Annotated in this window: 11 protein-coding genes; 3 read left to right on the top strand and 8 right to left on the bottom strand. The window is 74.0% G+C overall.

From position 1 onward, the window contains the following. Both ACLQ2W_RS31860 and ACLQ2W_RS31855 read right to left on the bottom strand, forming a co-directional pair. Positions 1-1,956: condensation domain-containing protein (locus ACLQ2W_RS31860; protein ID WP_425791357.1), on the bottom strand; the 1,956-nt coding region annotated here is incomplete at its 3' end. Positions 1,957-2,095: 139 nt separating this feature from the next. Then, a complete protein-coding gene (locus tag ACLQ2W_RS31855) occupies positions 2,096-3,361 on the bottom strand; it encodes a cation:proton antiporter (protein WP_425791355.1) in 1,266 nt (421 codons plus the stop codon). 388 nt (positions 3,362-3,749) lie between these two features. Here ACLQ2W_RS31855 and ACLQ2W_RS31850 point away from each other — a divergent pair, with 388 nt between their 5' ends. Then, a complete protein-coding gene (locus ACLQ2W_RS31850; RefSeq protein ID WP_425791353.1) occupies positions 3,750-4,721 on the top strand; it encodes a hypothetical protein in 972 nt (323 codons plus the stop codon). 271 nt (positions 4,722-4,992) lie between these two features. Here ACLQ2W_RS31850 and asd read toward each other — a convergent pair whose 3' ends face one another. From asd to ACLQ2W_RS31835, 3 genes are all read right to left on the bottom strand, one after another. Beyond that, positions 4,993-5,844: an archaetidylserine decarboxylase gene (asd, locus tag ACLQ2W_RS31845; RefSeq protein ID WP_425791351.1), complete on the bottom strand. Its 852-nt coding sequence runs from the start codon at positions 5,842-5,844 to the stop codon at positions 4,993-4,995. A 98-nt stretch (positions 5,845-5,942) separates the two neighbouring features. Further along, a complete protein-coding gene (locus ACLQ2W_RS31840; protein WP_425791349.1) occupies positions 5,943-8,957 on the bottom strand; it encodes a BTAD domain-containing putative transcriptional regulator in 3,015 nt (1,004 codons plus the stop codon). A gap of 520 nt (positions 8,958-9,477) precedes the next feature. Next, a complete protein-coding gene (locus tag ACLQ2W_RS31835; RefSeq protein ID WP_425791347.1) occupies positions 9,478-9,909 on the bottom strand; it encodes a hypothetical protein in 432 nt (143 codons plus the stop codon). A gap of 7 nt (positions 9,910-9,916) precedes the next feature. Between ACLQ2W_RS31835 and ACLQ2W_RS31830 the strand changes: the two genes are divergently transcribed. Next, positions 9,917-11,092, top strand: coding sequence for a hypothetical protein (locus ACLQ2W_RS31830; RefSeq protein ID WP_425791345.1), 1,176 nt, complete (start codon positions 9,917-9,919; stop codon positions 11,090-11,092). A 117-nt stretch (positions 11,093-11,209) separates the two neighbouring features. Here the strand turns inward: ACLQ2W_RS31830 and ACLQ2W_RS31825 are convergent, their stop codons facing one another. Next, positions 11,210-14,077, bottom strand: a complete 2,868-nt coding sequence (locus tag ACLQ2W_RS31825) for a BTAD domain-containing putative transcriptional regulator (RefSeq protein WP_425791343.1) — start codon at positions 14,075-14,077, stop codon at positions 11,210-11,212. Between the two features lie 184 nt (positions 14,078-14,261). Between ACLQ2W_RS31825 and ACLQ2W_RS31820 the strand changes: the two genes are divergently transcribed. After that, on the top strand, positions 14,262-15,116 hold the full coding sequence (locus ACLQ2W_RS31820) for a hypothetical protein (RefSeq protein WP_405090162.1): 855 nt from the start codon (positions 14,262-14,264) through the stop codon (positions 15,114-15,116). A 114-nt stretch (positions 15,117-15,230) separates the two neighbouring features. On the opposite strand, the gene ACLQ2W_RS31815 is transcribed toward ACLQ2W_RS31820, so the two are convergent. Further along, positions 15,231-16,208, bottom strand: coding sequence for a hypothetical protein (locus ACLQ2W_RS31815; RefSeq protein ID WP_425791341.1), 978 nt, complete (start codon positions 16,206-16,208; stop codon positions 15,231-15,233). Between the two features lie 178 nt (positions 16,209-16,386). Then, positions 16,387-19,332 (bottom strand): AfsR/SARP family transcriptional regulator, encoded by a 2,946-nt coding sequence (locus ACLQ2W_RS31810; protein ID WP_425791339.1) that lies wholly within the window; start codon positions 19,330-19,332, stop codon positions 16,387-16,389. Between the last annotated feature and the right edge of the window lie 19 nt (positions 19,333-19,351).

Here is a 19,351-nt window from a genome sequence, read left to right as displayed (position 1 = left end):
ACCCGTCGAACCCGACGTGTAAATCACATACACCACACCATCCGGCGACACCACCGCACCCACATCCCCCACCGGCAACCCATCCAACACACCCGGCTCATCCACCACCAACACCACACCACCACAATCCACAAGCCCCACCGTCTCCCGCTCACACACCAACACGCCCACACCCGCATCACCCACCACAAACCCCAACCGCTCCACCGGCACCGCCGGATCCAACGGCACATAACCCGCACCCGCCTTCAACACACCCAACAACACCGGCAACAAATGCACACCACGAGTCAGACACACACCCACCAACGACTCCGCACCCACACCCCGCCCACGCAACCAATGCGCCACCCGATTAGCCCGCGCATTCAACTCCCCGTACGACAACGACACCCCACCCACCACCACCGCCACCGCATCCGGCGACCGCCGCACCCGCTCCTCGAACAACTCGTGCAGGCACGACTGGACGGGAGCCGCCGACCGGGGTGCGCCGATCACCACAGCTCGTTCCGCAGCGTCGAGCAGTTCCAGGCTCGCCAGCGGCGCGTCCACGTCGGCCACCGCGGCGGCGAGCAGGTTGCGCAGGTGGGTGGCCATGCGCTCGACGGTGGACCCGTCGAACAGGGCGGTCGCGTAGACGAGATGGCCGCCGAGACTGCCGTCGCCTGCGTCGCCGACCTGCAACTCCAGGTCGCACTTGGCGATGCCGCCGGTGAGCGGGTACGGCCACATCCGCGCACCCGGCAGCGCCACGGCGTCGCGGCGCGGCTCGTGCATGGTGAGGGCGACCTGGTAGAGGGGGCTGCGCGACATGTCCCGCTCCGGCTGCAACTCGTCGACCAGCCGCGCGAACGACACGTTCTGGTGGTCGTACGCGTCGGCAAGCACCTCGCGGGCCGCCGCGACGAGTTCGGCGAAGCTCTGCCGCTCGTGCCAACGGGTGCGCATCACCAGGTTGTTGATGCCGTACCCGATCAGTCCCTGTAGCTCCGGCCGGCTGCGCCCGGACACGACGGTGCCGACCGGCACGTCGGTCAGGCCGGTGTACCGGGAGACGAGCAACTGGAACGCGGCGAGGAAGACCACGAACGGAGTGGTGTCGAGCCGCTCCGCAAGCTGCCGCACCTGGCCGGCGAGCGCGGCGGGAAGCGCGAACTCGACCGCGGCGCCGTCATGCTCGCGCACGGCGGGACGCTGCCGGTCCGCGGGCAGGTCGATCGTCGGCAGCTCGGCGAGCTGCTCGCGCCAGTACTCCAGGTGCCGGGCCGTCTCCCGCTCGGCGCCGGCGGCGTGCTGGGCGGCAGCGAAGTCGGCGTACTGCACGGGCAGGTCGGGCAGGTCGGGGACGGCGTTCTCGACGAACGCGCGGTAGAGCTGGGTGAACTCACGCACGAAGACCTGCGCCGACCAGGCGTCGAACGCCACGTGGTGGAAGATCACCGCGAGGACGTGGTCGTCGGGTTCGAGGGCCACGAGCCGGGCCCGGATCGGCCAGTCCCGCTCGAGGTCGAACGGCCGGGCCGCCTCGGCGGCGAGCACCTCGGCGCAGCGCGCCTCCCGCTCGTCGGCCGACCCGGTGAGCACGTCGGTCGCCACCTGGATCAGGGCCGGCGCGTCGATCACCTGCTCCGGCTCGTCGCCGGTGAGCACGTAGCGGGTACGCAGGATCTCGTGCCGGGCGATCAGCGCGGACAGCGCCCGCTCGATCGCGTCCCGATCGGCCTCGCCGCGGATCCGGAACGCGAGCGGGACCAGGAACTCGCGGCTGTCCGGGTCGAGCCGGTTGAGGAACCACATCTGCTGCTGACCCGACGACAGGCGCAGCGGCCGGTCCCGGTCGGCGCGCGGCAGCCCGGATCGCCTGGCCGTCCGGCCCCCGCCCAGCCGGCGCAGGAGCAGTTCGCTGCGCAGGTCGGACACGGACGGGACCTGATCGATATTTTCGGTGGTCATCCGAGACCGCTCCCTTGCTCGCGACGGTTCCGCTCGTGGCGCGGACGTAGTGGTGGTGCGGGAAAGCACGGCACCAAGGCAGCCTCTCGGCGGGCGCGATAGTTCATCTATACGGCGACTATCCGCGCGTCCGCGCAGCTCACGGGCGGGTGGCCGCGGGCGGCGCCTCGGCCGGCTCGTCGTACGCGCGCAGCCGCATCTCCTCGTCCGCGGTGATCTGCAGCCGGGACATGCCGAACCGCAGCAGTGGCGGACTCATCAGCGAGGTCACGATCGCGATGAGGACGATCGTGGTGTACATCGTGGTCGTCAGGACGCCCAGCTGCACACCGACCATGGCGATGACCACCTCCATCACGCCGCGCGCATTCATGCCCGCGCCGAGAGCGACCGCCTCCCAGCGGTTGAGGCCACTGAGCCAGGCGCCGAGGAACGCGCCGCTGAACTTGCCCACGATGGCGATCACCAGCAGCAGCGTCGCGATGCCGAGCACGAGCGGCTTGGCCAGCAGCGTGAGATCCATGCGCAGCCCGGCGGTGGCGAAGAACAGCGGCGCCAGCACCGCGGTCACCAGCAGACGCAGCGGGGCGAGGCGCCGCACCACCTCCGGCCCGGCGCTGCCGATCAACATGCCCCCGATCAACGCGCCGAAGATGGCCTCCAGATGCAGCGCCTGAGTGGCGGTCGCGCACAGCACGATCAGGATGGTCGCGCTGACCAGGACGGGGCCCTGGCCCTCCGACCGACTCGCGACCCGCATCACACGGCCGACCAGCGGACGCCCGACGAACACGGCGACCAGCACCACGGCGGCCAGGTACGCGATCGGCAGCACCAGGTCGCTGGCGCGCAGTCCCGTTGTCGCGACGGCCGTCACCACGGACAGGCCGAGCCACCCCAGCAGGTCGTCGACCGTTCCTGCCATCAGGATGAGCTGGCCGACGTTGCGGTGGATCATCCGCAGGTCCATCAGGGTCTTCGCGATCACCGGAATGGCGCTGACCGCCATGGCGATACCCAGGAACAGCGCGAACGCCGGCCGTTGACCGTGCTCCGACAGCAGCGACCGTGGAAGCAGCAGCCCCACCGTGACGCCGAGGGCCAGCGGGATCAGCAGCCCCGGCAGACTCACCCGCAGCGCGGTCTGGTGGCGCCGGCGGATCATCCGCAGATCCAGGCTCGCGCCGGTGAACGCCACCAGCAGCACCAACCCGACCTGCCCGACGGCATCGAGCAGGTGAAACTGTTCGACGGTGGGCGGAAACAGCCATCGGAACGCCGCCGGTGCGACGCCCCCCAGCAATGACGGTCCCAGCAGGACGCCGGCCAACAGCTCGCCGACAATGGCGGGGAAGGAGAGCCGCGCGGCCAGCTTGCCGAGCAGCGCTGCGGCCAACAGCAGCACGCCGATCTGCAGGAGCAGGAAGAGCAGTGGGGTGCCACCGAGCGGGCTGACCGGGTCTGCGACGTACATGGAATCCCCTGCCTGAAGGCGACCGAGAGGGCTCGTCCACCATGAGCAGGATCCCTATACTCCGTCAGTATCCCCAGCTTGGCGCCGCTCGCCGAGCTGGCGTTGGCACGCTCGCCTCGCCGGCGCCGCGGGCCGGCCGCCGGGGGCTGTGCGGGATGGTGACGCGGGCCCGTCGTCGGCTCTCGCCGCGGGCGGCGCCGGCAATGGCCGATCCGGTATGGTATTTGCCTCAGTGGCCGGGCGAAGTGTGGGGGGTTTCCTTGAGGCGTCGAGGGTTCCTGTGGACGTCCGGGCCGGCCGACCGGCAGAGGATGAGGACGTGACCAGGCCCGCGTCCACGTCCACCAACGACCCGCTCCGGCCCGACAGGCGGCCCGGCGCCCGGTCCCATCCGCCGCGGACCCGGCTCCGTCGACTCTGGGCGCGTCACCTGGTCCGGGACGAGGGCGGCGCGGACCGGTTCGCGTTGTTTCTCGTCGCCGCGGTGGTCACGATCCTGGTGACCAGGGCGTTCCTGGGCATGGCCGGCTACCCCCAGGTGGGCAGCGGCGGGCTGCACGTGGCACACGTGCTGTGGGGCGGCCTCGGAATGCTCGCCGCCCAGCTGATGACCATGCTGTTCCTCGGCAGCGCGGTGAAGAACGCCGCCGCTCTCATGGCCGGTGTCGGGTTCGGGCTGTTCATCGACGAGGTCGGCAAGTTCCTCACCGCCGACAACAACTACTTCTACGAACCCGTCGCCGCCATCATCTACGCCGTCTTCGTCGCGACGTACGTCGCGGTGCGACTCGCCGTCAACCGGCGGCCCCTGAGCGAGCGGGAACGGCTGGTCAACGCCGCGCAGCGGACGGCCGACGGCTACGCCGGCTCGGCGACGGGCGGTGCGTGGCTGACCCGGATCCGCGAGCAGTGGCGGGCGGCGCTGGCCCGTTTCTGCCGCCGCCCGTTCGTCCGTCGCTGGACCGCACCGGCGATCGCGCTGATCACCCTCTTCTCGCTGGGTCGCCCACTCGTGCTGCTGTCTCGGCAGCCCAACCTGCCCAACGCCATCTACGCGGCGTTCGCGGCCACCGCGTTCGTGCTCGGGGTCCTCGGGCTGTGGCGCTCGACCCGTGGCCGGCCGGCGGCCGGGCTGTTCGAGGTGGCCCTGATGGTGGAGCTGCTCGTGGTGCAGGTCTTCTGGCTCCTGGACAACGAGTTCGCCGGCATCCTGCCGGTCGCCTGCACCGTGGCGCTGCTCGTCGTGAACCGGCAACACGCCGCCGCCGCGAGGCCTGACGGGGCAGCATGAACCAGTCGGGTGTGGCAGCCCGACCCGGAGATCGACTCCTGCACACGCGACGTCGCGGTGGGGGCGGCCCGCATGAGCGCCTGCATGTGGAGGTGGAACCCCGGCCCGACGGCGGCAACGTCTTCCGGCTACGACTCCCCGCCGGACCGCCTCCGCTGCGGACCGGCGCCCACCGTGCCGGCGGCTGACCGGCGCGACAGGTCTCGCCTCCGGCCGAGGTCGTCGCGGCGTTCCTCGCGCCGCTCCACGACGAGGCGGCACGGGCGGGCCGTCACGATCCGTCGGTGGGCGCGACGGTGGGCGGAGCACCGAGTCGCTCACCCATCCGTACGGTCGCCCCGACCGGCAGCGGCTCCATGGTGCCGGCGTCTCGTGAGCAGGCCAGGACGACCGTGGAACCGAACTCGAAGTGCCCCAGCTCGGCGCCGGCCGACGCGGGAAGCGCCGGATCGTAGCGACGACGGCGCACCTCGCGCCGTCGGGCGTTGGTGTGCAGGTCGTCGAAGGCGAGACGGGTCATCCCCACCATGGTGGCGCCGACGGCGACGATCGCCACCCGCCCGCCGCGCTCGCCGTCGACCTCGATGACGATGCGCTCGTTCACCGCGAAGAGGTTCGCCACGTTGGCCACGGCGGCGACGTTGACCGGCCAGAGTTCACCGGGGATGTAGGTGGCCGCGGTGACCTTTCCGGACAACGGGAAATGAATGCGGTGATAGTCCTTCGGCGAAAGGTAGAACGTGGTGTACGTGCCTCCGTCGAATCTGTCCGCCAACTCGCGGTCACCGAGCAGCGCGGTGAGGGAATAATTGTGTCCCTTGGCCTGCACGAGCGTGTCGGACTCGATGACTCCGTATGCGCCGACGGTGGCGTCGACCGGGGAGACGATGGCGTCGGCCGCGAGCGGACGTGATCCCGGCCTGAGCGTACGGGTGAAGAACGCGTTGACGGACGGGTACTGCTCGAGGGGGAGAGCCGCCTCCTCCGGCCGAGCACCGAAGATGCGGCTGTAGGTGCGGTACGCCGGGCCGCGCCACCGGACCGGAACGGTGCGGGTGGCGAGCCATCCCGCGCCGCGACTGATCGCGTGCTTCGGGATGACCGAGAGGACAAGAATGAGCATTCGGCCGAGCATCGCGGAACTCTAACACGACGCCAATTGTCGAGATCGGGTGCGTCAACCCGGAATGGTGTCGACGCGCTCGGACTCATTGTGCGTATTCAGCTGTCCGGCACCGACCGCCCGATGTGCGTGGGCGCCGGACCGCGCACCGTCGACGCGGCCTTCTCCAACAACTCGTAGCCGTACTCGCGGGAGATGGCCAGGGCCCGCGACGCGTACGCCCGCGCCTCGTCGTCCCCGGTCCCCCCGCGCAACCGGTGGGCCCGGGCCAGACCGATCAACGCCTGCGCCTCGGCGTGCCGGGCCCCGTCGCCCCGGGCCAGGGCGAGGACCTGCCCCAGGCGGTCGATCGCCGGATCGGCGTCGCCGGCCCGCAGGTCGAGGTCGGCGCGGGCGAGCAGGGCGTGCGCCTCGACCCACCGGTCACCGACCTCGCGGGCGATCCGCAGCGCCTCGACCGCGTCGCGTCGCGCCCGGTCGAGGTCACCGGTGGCCCCGTGCACCGCCGCCAGCAGCCGCAGGGTGTCGGCCTCGCAGCTACGGGCGCCGGCCCGCCGGTGCGTGGCCAACGCCCGCCCCAGATGGACCGAAGCCTCGTCGTAGCGGCCGAGCAGCAGGTGGGCCTCACCCAGGCAGCCGTGCGCCGTGCCCTGCCCGTGCCACTCGCCGACCCGGCTCTCCAGCTCGATGACCTGCTCGCAGTAGGTGACGGCGTCGGCCAGCCGGCCCTGCTGGAGACGGATGTTGCCGAGATTGGCCAACCGCGCCAACCGGCCGGCGAACCGGCCGATCCGGGTGTCGATCTCCAACGCCTCGAGGCTGTAGCGGGCGGCCAGGTCCAGCCGGCCGGTCTCGAACGAGACGTGGGCCAGATTGCTCAAGGCGCTGCCCTCGCCCTCGGCCCAGCCGCCGCGCCGGGCGAACCCGAGCGCCCGCCGGAAGTCGTCGAGCGCGTCGGCGTACCGGCTGGTGGCCAGCAGGACGGTGGCCCGGCTCAGGTGGGCGGCGGCCTGCCCCAGCGGATGGTCGTCCTCCCGTGCGTACGCCAGAGCGGCCTCGGTGACCGGCAGCCACTCCGCCGACGGCGAGGTGAAGTCGAGGTGCCAGCGCAGGTGGTCGGTGAGCCGCCAGGCGGCCGTCCGGTGCTCCGGCCCGGCGGCCATGACGGCGGCGATCATGTTGTCCCGCTCGGCCTCCACCCAACTCCGTGCCTCGGCCGCGGTGGAGAACCCGACCCGGTGCCGCGCGCTCACGCCGGACGGCAGTGGCAGCCGCACGACACTCGGATAGAGCAGGCCGGCGGCGAGGTCCATGGTGGACAGATAGTGGTCGTACAGTCGGTCGAGCGCGGCCTCCCGGTCGGTGTCCTCGATCGAGCCGCGTCGCCGGGCGTAGAGGCGCACCAGGTCGTGCCAGCGATAGCAGGCGGGAGCGGACTGCTCCAACAGGTGGGCTCGGGCGAGGGCGTCGAGCAGCGGCTCCACCTCGACCACCGGCACGTCGGCCAGGGCCGCGGCGGCCGGCGGGGTGACGACATCTCCCGGGGCGACGCCCAGCAGCCGGAACACCCGGCGGGCAGCCGCCGGCTGCGCCTCGTACGACAGGTCGAAGGCGGCCACGGTGGCGGTCGTGGTGTCGCCGGGGACACCGAGCGCCGCCAGCCGGTCGCCGGCGGCGAGCCGCTGGTTGTACCGGCCGATCGGGGTCAGCTCGGCCCGCAGGTTGGCGGCTGCGATGCGCATGGCCAGCGGAAGGTAGCCGCACAGTCGGGCGAGTTCCGCCGTGTCCCGTCCGGCCGCCCCGGGCAGCAGCATGGCCAGCAGGTCATCGGCCTCGTCCGGGGAGAGCACGTCCAACCGGAGCCGGGCCGCGCCCTCCCGGGCGGTCAGGCCACGCAGTTGCTCGCGGCTGGTCACCAGCACCACGCACCCGGCTCCCCCGGGCAGCAGCGGACGGACCTGGTCGGCGTCGGCGGCGTTGTCGAGCACGACGAGGATCCGCCGCAGGGCGGTCACGCTGCGGTAGAGCCCGACCGCCTCGTCCGGCTCCGCCGGGATTTGCTCCGCCGGCACGCCCAGCGCCTGGAGGAAGTGGACGAGCGCGGCCATCGGTGTCACCGGCGGCCGTGGTGAGCTGCCGCGCAGGTCGACGTAGAGCTGACCGTCGGGAAACCGATCCCGCTCCGCGTGCCCCCAGCGGACGACCAGAGCCGTCTTGCCGACCCCGGCCAGCCCCGTGACGACCACCGGCGGCGCGGGCCGCTGGCCGGCGAGGGCGTCCAGGGCCGCCAGCGGATCGCGGCGGCCGGCGAAGTGCGTGACCACGGCCGGCAACTGCGCCGGGGCCACCGGCCGGACGGCGGGCGCGGCGAGGCTCCGGTCGTCGGTGAGCACGGCGCGTTCCACGTCCCGCAGCTCCGGGCCGGGCTCGATCCCGGTCTCGTTGACGAGCACGTCACGGACCCGGCGGTACGCCTCCAGCGCCTCGGCCCGCCGGCCGCAGCGGTACAGCGAGACCATCAGGTGCCGGCAGAGCCGCTCGCGCATCGGATGCGCGTCCGCGAGCGCGGCCAGTTCCTCGACGATCTCCGCGTGCTGGCCCAGCTCCAGTTGCGCGGCGAAGCGTTCCTCGTACGCCGCCAGTCGGAGCTGCTCCAGGCGGGCCGCCGCCGCCGAGACGGTGAGCGTCTCGGGCACGTCGGCCAGCGCCGGGCCGCGCCACAGCGCCAGGCCGCCGGACAACTGGCGGACCCCGTCGGCGACGCGGCCCTCGGCGACCTCCCGCTTCCCGGCCCGCGCCATCCGCTCGAACACCTGGACGTCGATCGTGTCCTCGCCGGTCACCAGCTCGTAGCCGGCCGCACGGCTGACCACGTCGCCGGCCCCACCGGCCCGCAGCAACCGGCGCAGACGCATGACGTACCCGTTGACGGCGCTGGCCGCCGTCCGGGTGGGACGGCCACCCCAGATCTCGTCGACCAGTCGATCCCGGCTCACCGGTTGCCCGGCCTCGGCCAGCAGCACGGCCAGCACGACGCGGTGGTGCGGCGCCGTGACCGGCGCCCACTGCGCGCCGTCCCAGATCCGCACCGGTCCCAGCGCTCGTATCCGCACGACCAGTCCCACCGCCTCATCGCGGATTCATCGACGAATTATCACCCGTGGCTACGTTCCACGCGAGGCGTAGGAGCACCGACCGGCGTCGTGCGCCCGCGCCGGCCGACCGCACGAGAGGAGAACGCCAGCTCATGACATCCGCGTTGCACCGAAGGGCGAGGGCATCGGGCGCCGTCACCGCCGCCCTGGCGACGGTGGCCGTCCTCGGCCTCACCCTGGGGACCGGCGTCCACGTCACCCCTCCCGAGCCACTGACCGTCAGGCCGGTGGCGGCCCAGGCCGGCGCCGACCCGGGGATCTGCACCCGCGACATCACCTACCGGGGCGTGCTCACCCGCTGGACCTTCGACCCCTGTGTCCCGGACGGGGAACCGCTGCCCGCCGACGTGCACCAGGCGTTGGTGGAGGACTGGCAGGAGGTGAACGGCTGTCCGTCGGCGACCCCGACCACGACGGCGACCCCGGTGCGGCGGACCGTGCCCGCGGAGCCGGCCCTCGCCGGGACGACGGCGTCGGCCTACCCGAGCGGTCCCACCGGCAGCCCGAGCGCACCGGCGAGCACCAGCGCGAGCCCGAGCCCGAGCAGCAGCTCCTCGCCGTGCGCCAGCTCGTCGCCGGGACCGAGTGGCAGCCCGAGCGGTTCCCCGTCGGGCAGCCCCAGCGGGTCACCGTCGACCAGCCCGAGCGGGTCGACCAGCCCCAGCGGGTCCCCGTCCACCAGCCCGAGCGGATCGACCAGCCCCAGCGCCTCACCGTCGACCAGCCCCAGTGGATCGACCAGCCCCAGCGGGTCCCCGTCCACCAGCCCCAGCGGATCCACCAGCCCCAGCGCCTCACCGTCGACCAGCCCCAGTGGATCGACCAGCCCCAGCGGGTCACCGTCCACCAGCCCCAGCGGATCGCCGACGGACAGTCCGCCGCCCACCGACCCGCCCACCGATCCGCCCACCGGCCCGGTGGACCCGCCGCCCAGCCCGACGCCCGGCCCGCCGTGTCCGGGCAACGCGGCCGACGAGAGGCTGGGCGAGGCGCGCAAGGACCGCTACTGCCCGCCGAACCGCAACCCCGCCCAGCCGGTGGTGCTGGTGGCCACCGGAGACTCGGTCACCTCCGCCCACCTGCAGTTCATGAACGCCTTCCCGATGGGCGCCTGCGTGGGCAACACGAGAGCCGACTTCCGCGGCATGCCCGGCAACGACATGCTGTTCAGCTACGCCGGCAAGTACGCCGTCAATCGCAACCAACGGGTCGTCGAGTACTACAACTTCGCCCGCACCGGCTACGGCACCCAGCAGATCCTCGGCGCGGCCCCGGGACACCAGGACGCCTGCCAGAACCCCTGGGCCCGGAACTGGCCCCCCGTCGACCTGGCCACCCGGGCCATCCAGCAGGCCAAGACCGACCGGAAGGCCGCCTACTTCGTCAGCACCGGCGGGGTGAACAACACCACCTGGACGGGGCTGCTCAAGGCCCTCGCCAGTTGCGGGCTGATGGACCACTACCGCGAACTGATGCAGCGGTACTTCACCGAGCACAAGCTGCCGTTGCAGGCGCAGATGGACTGGTTCGACCGGGCGGGCAACTTCACCGCGAAGGCCAGGGTCATCGACGGCGGCGCGTGTCACGGCAAGATCGTCGGTGACGTCACCGGGATCAGGTACATCCACCACCGGGTCGAGGTGCCCACCTGGGACGGCCCGGCCCTCTACCAGCAGATCAAGGCGGACGTCGAGGAGATCGTCGACGAGGTGCTCGGCGCCGGCGCCGACAAGGTGGTGTGGATGGGCTACTACGACATCAGCCCGGCCCGGTTCGACGTCGGCCGGCTCGCCGAGCAGTACCGGGTGAACCTCGCCCAGGAGCTGCACGGCTACCTGCCGGGTCAGATCCCCTCCCAGGAACGGGACCTGATCGACGACCCGGGCTGGAAGGCGACCGTCGCGCAGTGGACGAACCAGCTCAACCTGGTGATCCGCACCGGGCTGCCGGCGGACAACCCGAGGGTGCGGTTCGCCCCGGCCCCGGCCCTCGGGGTCACCGACCTCCAGAAGACCGCCTTCGGCGGATCCCCCCACCCCAACGAGTCGGGTCACGGCAAGCTGGCCGCGGCGCTGGACGCGACCTTCAACTGACCGCTGTGCCGACCCGGTCGGGGCCCGTCACCACCCGGTGGCGGGCCCCGACCGGGAGGTGGCCCGCCGGAAGGGGCCGGGCCCGGCGCCACGGCCCGCGGTGACGGCGCGGCGGCGCTAGAGTTCGCCGACGCCCGCCGACGCCACCGGGACGGCCGGCGCGGCCAGCTTCGCCCGAGGGCGGTCGGCGTCCGGATGGCGCAGCTCGTCGAAGATCGTCAGCGCCTCCCGCCACGCCCGGCGGGCGGCGTCGACGTCACCGGCGGCCCGCAGGCTGTCGCCCAGGTTGTCCAACACCTCCGCCTCGTCGTACCGGTCGCCGAGTTCCCGGTGCAGCGCCAACGCCCGCCGGTAGCAGTCCGCGGCCCGGTCGTGGTCGCCGAGGCCGTGCCGGACGTAGCCGAGGCTGTCCCAGGTCAGCGCCGCGCCGTGCCGGTCGCCGTTCTCCTCGTGCAGCCGCAGGGCGGCCCGGCAGCAGCGCAGCGCCGGCCCCGGCTCGTCGAGCCGGGCGTGCATCCAGCCCAGGTTGTTGAGCGCCTTCGCCTGGCCGACCCGATAGTCGGCGGCCCGGTACAGGTCGAGGGCCAGCCGGGTCTCGTCGAGAGCCGCCCGCAGCCGGCCCTGCCGCGCGAGCACCCAGCTCACCCCGAGGTGCGTGTGCGCCCGGCCGGTGTCGTCGCCCAACTCGCGGTACAGCTCGAGGTCGCGTCGGTAGTGCCGGTGCGCCGCCTCGTGCTCGCCCGACCAGGTGCAGGCGATGGCGAGTCCCCGGTGCGCCAGGGCCTGACCGGCCAGGTCGTCCCGGCGCACCGCCGCCGCCAGAGCGGTCCGCTGCGCGGCGGCCAGCTCGGGCCAGTGCCCGCTGCGGTCGAGATAGGTGGTGAGGGCCGCCGCCAGCGTCCACGCGTGCCGGTCCAGGCCGATGCCCGCCGCCTGCTCCACGCACGCCAGCAGGACGTGGTGCTCGGCGGCGAACCACGCGGTCGCCCACGCGTGCTCCGGCCGGTCGCCCACCGTCACCCCCGGGTCGGGCGGCGGCAGTGCGGCCGGCCGCGCCAGCCGGTACGGGTCGAGCAGGTGGTCGGCCGCGTGCGAGGCGTGCAGGTAGTGGTCGAACAGGCGACGCCGGGCCGCCTCCCGCTCGGCCGCGGGGTCGGTGTCGTGACACAGCTCCGAGGCGTACGCGCGGAGCAGGTCGTGCATCGCGTACCGGCCGGTGGCGCGTTCGGTGAGCAGGTTCGCCCGGGTGAGCCCGGCCAGCAGCGGGCCGACCCGGGCCGGTGGCAGCCCGGCGAGGCTGGCCACCGCCGCCCGGCCGGCGTCCGGGCCGGGGTGCAGCCCGAGCAGCCGGAACAGCCGGGCCGAGTCGGCGTCCAACGCGCGGTACGACCAGGAGAAGACCGCCCGCACATCGGTCGCGGGGTCGCCGGTGGCCAGCGCGGTGAGCCGGTCCGGGTCGGTGTTCCGCAACTCGGTGGCGAGCGCCGCCAGCGGCACGTCGGGCTGCCCGACGGCGCGGGCCGCGACGACGGCGAGGGCCAGTGGCAGGCCGGCGCAGCGGCCCACGATCTCGTCCAGCGCGGTCGGGTCGCGACCGGCGCGACCGCGACCGAGCCGACCGGACAGCAGCTCCCGGGCCTCGGCCGGCGGGAGCAGGTCCAGCGTCACCGGATGGGCCCCGTCGCTGACCACCAGCCCGGTGAGCCGGTTGCGGCTGGTCACCACCACCAGGCTGCCCCTCGATCCCGGCAGCAGCGGTCGCACCTGCTCGTCGTCGCGGGCGTTGTCGAGCAGCACCAGGACCCGGCGGTCGGCGAGCAGGGTCCGGAACAGCGCGGCCTGACCGGGCAGGTCGGTGGGCACCCGCTGGGGCGGCACGTGCAGCGCCTCCAGGAAGCCACGCAGCGCCTCGCCCGGCGGCACGGCCCGCCCGTCCAGGTCGAACCCGCGCAGGTTGACGTAGAGCTGCCCGTCCGGGTAGCGGTGCGCGACCCGGTGGGCCCAGTGCACCGCGAGGGTGGTCTTGCCGACCCCGGCGGTGCCGGCGATCGCGGAGATGACCACCGCCTGCCCCGGCGCACGCTCACCGCCGTCCGGGGTCGCCCCCGACGGTTCGGCGGGCAGCAGCGCGTCCAGTCGGCGCAGCGCCGCCGTCCGGCCGGTGAACCAGGCGGGGTCGCCCGGAAGCTGCGCCGGGGGCGGGCCGGCGGGCGGCGCGGGTGCGGGTACGGGCGCCGGCCCGGCCGGGGTCTCCCCCCGCAGCACCCGCAGGTGGGCCCCGCTCAACTCGGGGCCGGGCTCCACCCCCAACTCGTCGACCAGGTGGCGGCGGGTCTCGGCGAAGACCCGCAGCGCGGCGGCCCGCTGGCCGCAGCCGGCCAGGGCGAGCAGGTAGCCGGCCACCAGTGGCTCCCGCAGCGGATGCTCGACCACCAGGGGACGCAACACACCCGCGGTCGCGGCGAACCGGCCGAGGCCGAGTTCCACGGCGGCGAGCCGCTCGTAGGCGAGCAGCCGCTGCTCGTCCAGGCCGGCGACGGCGTCGTCGACGAACGCCCCGGCCGCACCGGCCAACGCCGGCCCGCGCCACAGCGCCAGCCCGTCGCGCAGCAGCCGCGCCGCCTCCGCCCGCCGGCCGGCCGTCTCCTCGGCGCGGGCCCGTTCGACCGCCACGGTGAACTCGGCGAGGTCCAGCTCGGTCCCGCGCACGGTGAGCCGGTAGCCGCCGCCCTGGGTCGCCAGCAGGTCGGCCGCGCCCGCGTCCCGCAGGGCCGCCCGGATCCGGGAGACGCAGACCTGCACCTGGGTCCGGGCGCTGGCCGGCGGGTCTGTGCCCCAGAGCGCCGACACGAGCTGCCCGAGGGGCACCAGCCGGCCGGCGTTGAGGAGCAGCAGCGCCAGCACCGCGCGTTGCTGCGGGCGGTCGATGGGAAGGACCCGCCCATCGGCGGTCACCTGGACGGGACCGAGGAGGGACCACCGCATGGCTTTCCCCGTCAGTCGTGGTCGGACGACCCAGTCTATGGACGGCGTGGCCGACGTGGCCGACGACAAGCGGTCGGATAGCGGACGACAAGCGGCCCCGCCCAGGCTTTCCCCAGCCGCCGGGCCACGGGTCCGGCGGGAGGCGGGCCGGCGCGACGCCGGTCGAGACGGCAGGGAGAGCGAGATGCGGGTAACCAGGGGACGGGGCGCGCTGACGGCCGTCATGTCGACGGCTGCCGTGGTGGCCGGATTGGGCTGGGCGACGCCGGCCTCGGCGACGCCGGCGGGATTGGAGACGGTCACCCAGTCGGTGGCCGAGAGCAGCACGGACAAGTCGGCGCTCGCGTCCTGCCCGGCCGGCAAGGTGGTCACCGGGGGCGGTGGCTTCCTCACCGCCGGATCGTCGGCCGCCGGACGGGTCGGGCTGGACCGGCTGGAGCCGCTGTCGAACGGCACCGGGTTCGTCGCGACGATGCGGGAGGTGGGCCCGGTCAACTTCGTCGGCGACTGGGGACTCCAGGGCCTCGCCCAGTGCGCCACCGCGCCGGCCGGCTACCAGGTCGTGGCCACGACCGGGGCGGTCGGGACGGCGCTCGTCACGGCGAGCTGCGGGACGAAGAAGGTCATCGGGATGGGCGGGCGGATCAACAGCGGCCTGGGCGACGTCGTGCTCGACCAGGTGGTGCCGTCGTTCGACCTGACGTCGGTGACCGTCCGGGCGGTCGCGGTGCAGGGCACCTCGCCGGCCGGCTGGAGCGCCACCGCGATCGCCGTCTGCGCCACCGCGCCCGCCGGGCTGGAGCGCATCTCCCTGATCGGGACGAGCGCGAGCAACCCGTCCGACAACAGCAACACGGCGTGCCCGGCCGGCAAGGGCCTCTACGGCGCGGGCGCGGACATCAACGCCGGCAACGGCCAGGTGCTGCTCACCGCGGTCAACATCACCGGGGGGAACACCGTGCGGACGCGGGCGGACGAGGACGCCGACGGCTTCGCCGGCTCGTGGAGCCTCAACGCGTACGGCATCTGCGGAAGCTGACCCGTCGGTCGGGGCGGCACGGTCACCGGATCGGGCCACCCCGACACCCCGTGCCCCTGATCCACGGCGTCCCCCGGGTGGGATCGGCCCGCGGGCCGGTCCCACCCGGACGGGTCAGAGTCCGCCCTCGCTGAGCCGCCGGCGGTAGCCGCGGGCGCCCTCGGAGCCGACGTTCTCGTTGACGTCCACGCCGCCCGGGTTGGTCTGCACGTGGTAGTACGTGGCGCCCCACAGGTTGCTGGCGACCGAGTTGTCGAAGTGGATCAGGTTGGCGTACTTGTAGCCCTTGTCGTACTGGGAGATGGCGGTGGTGCGGATCGAGTACTCGGTGCCGATCACCCGCTTGCCGGGCCAGATCGACGCGGCCCGCTGCAACGTCTCGGCGTAGGTCAGCTCGTTGACGTTGCCCTGCTCGGTGAAGCTTCCGTTGCTCGGGTTGCTGTAGAAGTGGACACCGACGAAGTCGCACTTGGCGATCGCGTCCCGGTAGTTCTGGTTGCCGTACCAGTCGTCGGGCCGCACGCCCTTGTTCGGCGACAGGGCCGTGCCGCAGATCAACGCGCCGGGGAACTCCGCCCGGATGCGGTCGATCGTGGCGCTGAGGCACCACCCGTAACCCCAGATGTCGCTCACCCCGATGTTCGGCTCGTTACCGAGCTCGATGATGCACTTACCGGCGCCGGACCGGATCCGCTTGTACTCGAAGAACCGCGAGTTCCGGATCTCGTTGACCGCGTTGTTCGCGTCGATCATGGTGTTCGTGTCCCCGGTGACGGTCCGCACGATCAGGTGGTCCGTGGCGCCGCACGCGGTCCAGACGTAGTCCGGGTTGGCCGCCCAGCCACCCGCCAACCCCCACCCGGTGACGACCTTGGCGAGGTTGGCCGACTGGTTGGAGATCGCGGTCAGCCAGGTCTGGTAGCCGTCGGTCAGCACCGGGCCGTGCGCCCGGTAGAACGGGGCCGCCGAGGCCGGCTGACCCGCCCCCAGGTACGCGCCCACGCCGACCGCCGCCGCCGCGCCGCCGGTCAGCCGGATGAGCGAACGCCGGGACAGCCTCCGACCCGACCGGCTGTTCTCGTCCTCGTCCACTGGTGTCTCCTCACGCATCGATGCGGACGTGGCCCGGACGGTCGCACCGCCGACCGGGCCGCGTCCGCGGTCCCGTACCGATCCCGGTCGACGCCGGGCCCCACCACCATCCGGCCGGGCCGGTATAGCGGTGGTATACGGGCGCGCTGAGCAGGGCGTACGGGCGGACCGGCGCGACTCAGACGCCGCCCGCGTGGATGGGCGGGGCGGCCAGCAGCCCTCGGGTCCGGTCGATCCAGAGCGCGGCTGCCATCCGCTCGAAGATCCGCAACGCCCCGCGCAGGGCGTCGCGGGCCTCGTCGGGCCGGCCCCGCGCCAACTCCAGCCGGCCGATGCTGAACAGCGCGTAGCCCTCCCAGCGGACGTCCCCGCCGGTGCGGAAGACCGCCAGCGCGGCCGTCAACTCCCTGGCGGCCTCCTCGTGCCGCCCGAGCCCGGTCAGCGCGTCGCCGAGACCACGTCGGGCGTACGCTTCGCCGAGCGCGTCCGCGACGTCGGCGAACGCCGCGCGGCAGTCCCGGTAGGTGGGCACGGCCCGCGCGAAGCGCTCCTGGTCGACCTGGGTCATCCCGAGACCGAGCAGCGCCGCCGCCTCGCCCAGCCGGTCCCCCAGCGCGGCGAAGTCCGCCCGGCAGCGCAGGAAGCACTCGGTGGCCTCGTCGTAGCGTTCCTGGTCCAGCCGGATGCTGCCCAGCGTGCGCCGGGCGTACGCCTCGCCGTCGCGGTCACCGAGCGCGGCGAACGCGCGCAGGCACCGCTGGGCCGCCGCCGCCGCGTCGGACAGCCGGCCCAGGCCCCGGTACGCCACCGACAGCCCCCGCAGTGTCTCCGCCGTGCCGCGCCGGTCGTCACCGGCGACGAACAGCGGCAGCGCGGCACGGTAGCGGGTGATCGCGGTCCGCGCGTCGCCGCGTCCCCAGCCGGCGTCGCCGAGCCCGCGCAGCGCCGCGGCGCGCTGGAGGTCGTCGCCGGTCCGTCCGGCCAGGTCCAGGCAGCGGCCGAAGTGGTCGGCGGCCTCGGCGAAGCGGCCCCGGTCCCGGTACAGGTCACCGAGGCGCTGGGTGAGCGCGACCTCGACGGCGACGTCCCCGGCGCGGCGGGCCGCGTCCTGCGCCAGCTCGTGGGTGGTCCGCCAGGCCTCCCACTGGGAGCGTTCCTCCAGGAACCGGGTCAACGACCGGGCCAGACGCCAGGTGACCGCCCAGGCGCCGGCCCGGTGCGCCTGTTGGACGGCGGCCACCAGATCGGCCTGCTCGGCGGCGAACCAGCACCGCGCCTGCTCGGCGTCCGGGCCGGTCAGCGCCGCGGCGGCGCGCTCCGCCGGCGTCAACCAGGCCCGCAGCGCCGAGCCGACGGCCGACCGCCGCGCCGGTTCGGGCTCGGCGGCGGCCATCTCCGCGGCGTAGACCCGAAGCAGGTCGTGCAGGCGGTACCGGTCACCGGCGGACGACTCCAGGAGCTGGGCGTCGACAAGCGACTCCAGCAGCCGTTCCGCGCCGGTCGGCGTGGTGCCGAGCAGGGCGGCGGCCAGCCACGCGGTGACGGTCGGCTGGTCCAGCAGGGCCAGCAGGCGGAACGCGCGACGGGTGTCCGGTTCCAGGCCGTCGTAGCTGAGCTGGAAGCTGGCCCGTACGTCGAGGTCCCCGGCGCGCAGTTCGTCGAGCCGCCGCCGGCTGTCGGCCAGGCGCCCGGCGAACGCGGCAAGCGTCCAGTGCGGACGGGTGGCCAGTCGGGCGCCCGCCACCCGCACGGCCAGCGGCAGCCGGCCGCAGAGCCGCACCACCGTCGCGGCGTCGGCCGGATCGACCCGCGCGCGGTCCCGGCCGGCGGCGGCCAGCAGCAGCGTCACCGCCGCCTCCGCGTCCAGCACGTCCAGCGGCAGGTGCCGGGCGCCGACCAGGCCGGCCAGCGGGGTGCGGCTGGTCACCAGCGCCGCGCAACCGGCGCCGCTGGGCAGCAGCGGGCGGACCTGCCCCTCCCCGGCCGCGTCGTCGAGCAGCACGAGCACCCGGCGGTCGGCCAGCGCGCTGCGGTAGAGGTGGACGCGCTCGTCGAGGTCGCCGCCCGGCGGCGGGGCCGGCCGGCCCAGGGCGCGCAGGAACTGCGCCAGCACGTCGGCCGGATCGACGGGCCGTTCCCCGTGGCCGTGCAGCCGCACGTGGAGCTGCCCGTCCGGGTAGTGCGGTCGGAGCAGGTGCGCGGCGTGCACCGCCAGGCTGCTCTTGCCCACCCCGCCGGTACCGGACACGGCGTGGATGCGCAGCGCGCCCGCCGTACCGCTGAGGTGGTGGGTGATCTCCGCCACCTGCGCGGCCCGCCCGGTGAAGTCGGCCAGGTCGGCGGGGAGCTGGGCCGGGCCCGGCTCGGCCGCGCGGTGCCAGGGCAGCCGGGCCCCGAGCGCCCGCAGCGCCGGACCCGGCGCGACCCCGACCTCGGCGGCGAGCAGCCGACGGAACTCCCGGTACGCGGTCGCCGCGTCGGCGTGGCGGCCGGCGGCGAGCAGCCCGCGCAGCTCGTGCTCCCGCAACGGCTCGTGCAGCGGGTGGTCGACGATCAGCCGCCGGGCCCGGGGCAGGACGGCGACCGGCCCGTACAGGCGGGCCTCCACCGCCAGGGACTCGTCGAGCGTGACGAGGTGCCGGCGCTCCAGCAGGGTGGCCTCCTCCCGCAGCAGGCCCCGGTCGACCAGGTCGGCCAGCGCGCGCCCCCGCCACGTCGACAGCCCCCGCCGGTAGGCGTCGTGGGCCGCCGGCAGGTCGTCGGCGGCGGCGGCCCGCCGGGCGGCGTCCACCAGGTCGTCGAACTCGGCGGCGTCCAGCCGGTAGGCCGCCCGGTCGAGCCGGTAGCCGCCGTTGCGGTGGCTGAGCGCCGTGCCGAGCAGCTTGCGGAGCTGGTGCACGTAGAGCTGGAGGTTCTTGACCGCCGACCGTGGCGGGTCGTCCGGCCAGAGCGTGTCGACGAGTTCGGTGACGGTCGCCGCCCGCCCGGCGCGCAGCACCAGCGCGGCCAGCAGCGCCCGCTGCTTGGGCGGGCCGAGCGGCACCGCGTCGCCCCGGTCGGTCTCGGCGGTGCAGGGTCCGAGGACGCGGACAAGCATGCTGATCACCCCGTCGGAGGCGGTCACCGACCACGCACGGTGCTCC

It is taken from the genome of Micromonospora sp. DT227, from assembly GCF_049841835.1.
Taxonomy (GTDB): domain Bacteria; phylum Actinomycetota; class Actinomycetes; order Mycobacteriales; family Micromonosporaceae; genus Micromonospora.
Note: the sequence above shows the minus strand (reverse complement) of the source record. Positions and strands in the feature narration are given on the sequence as shown.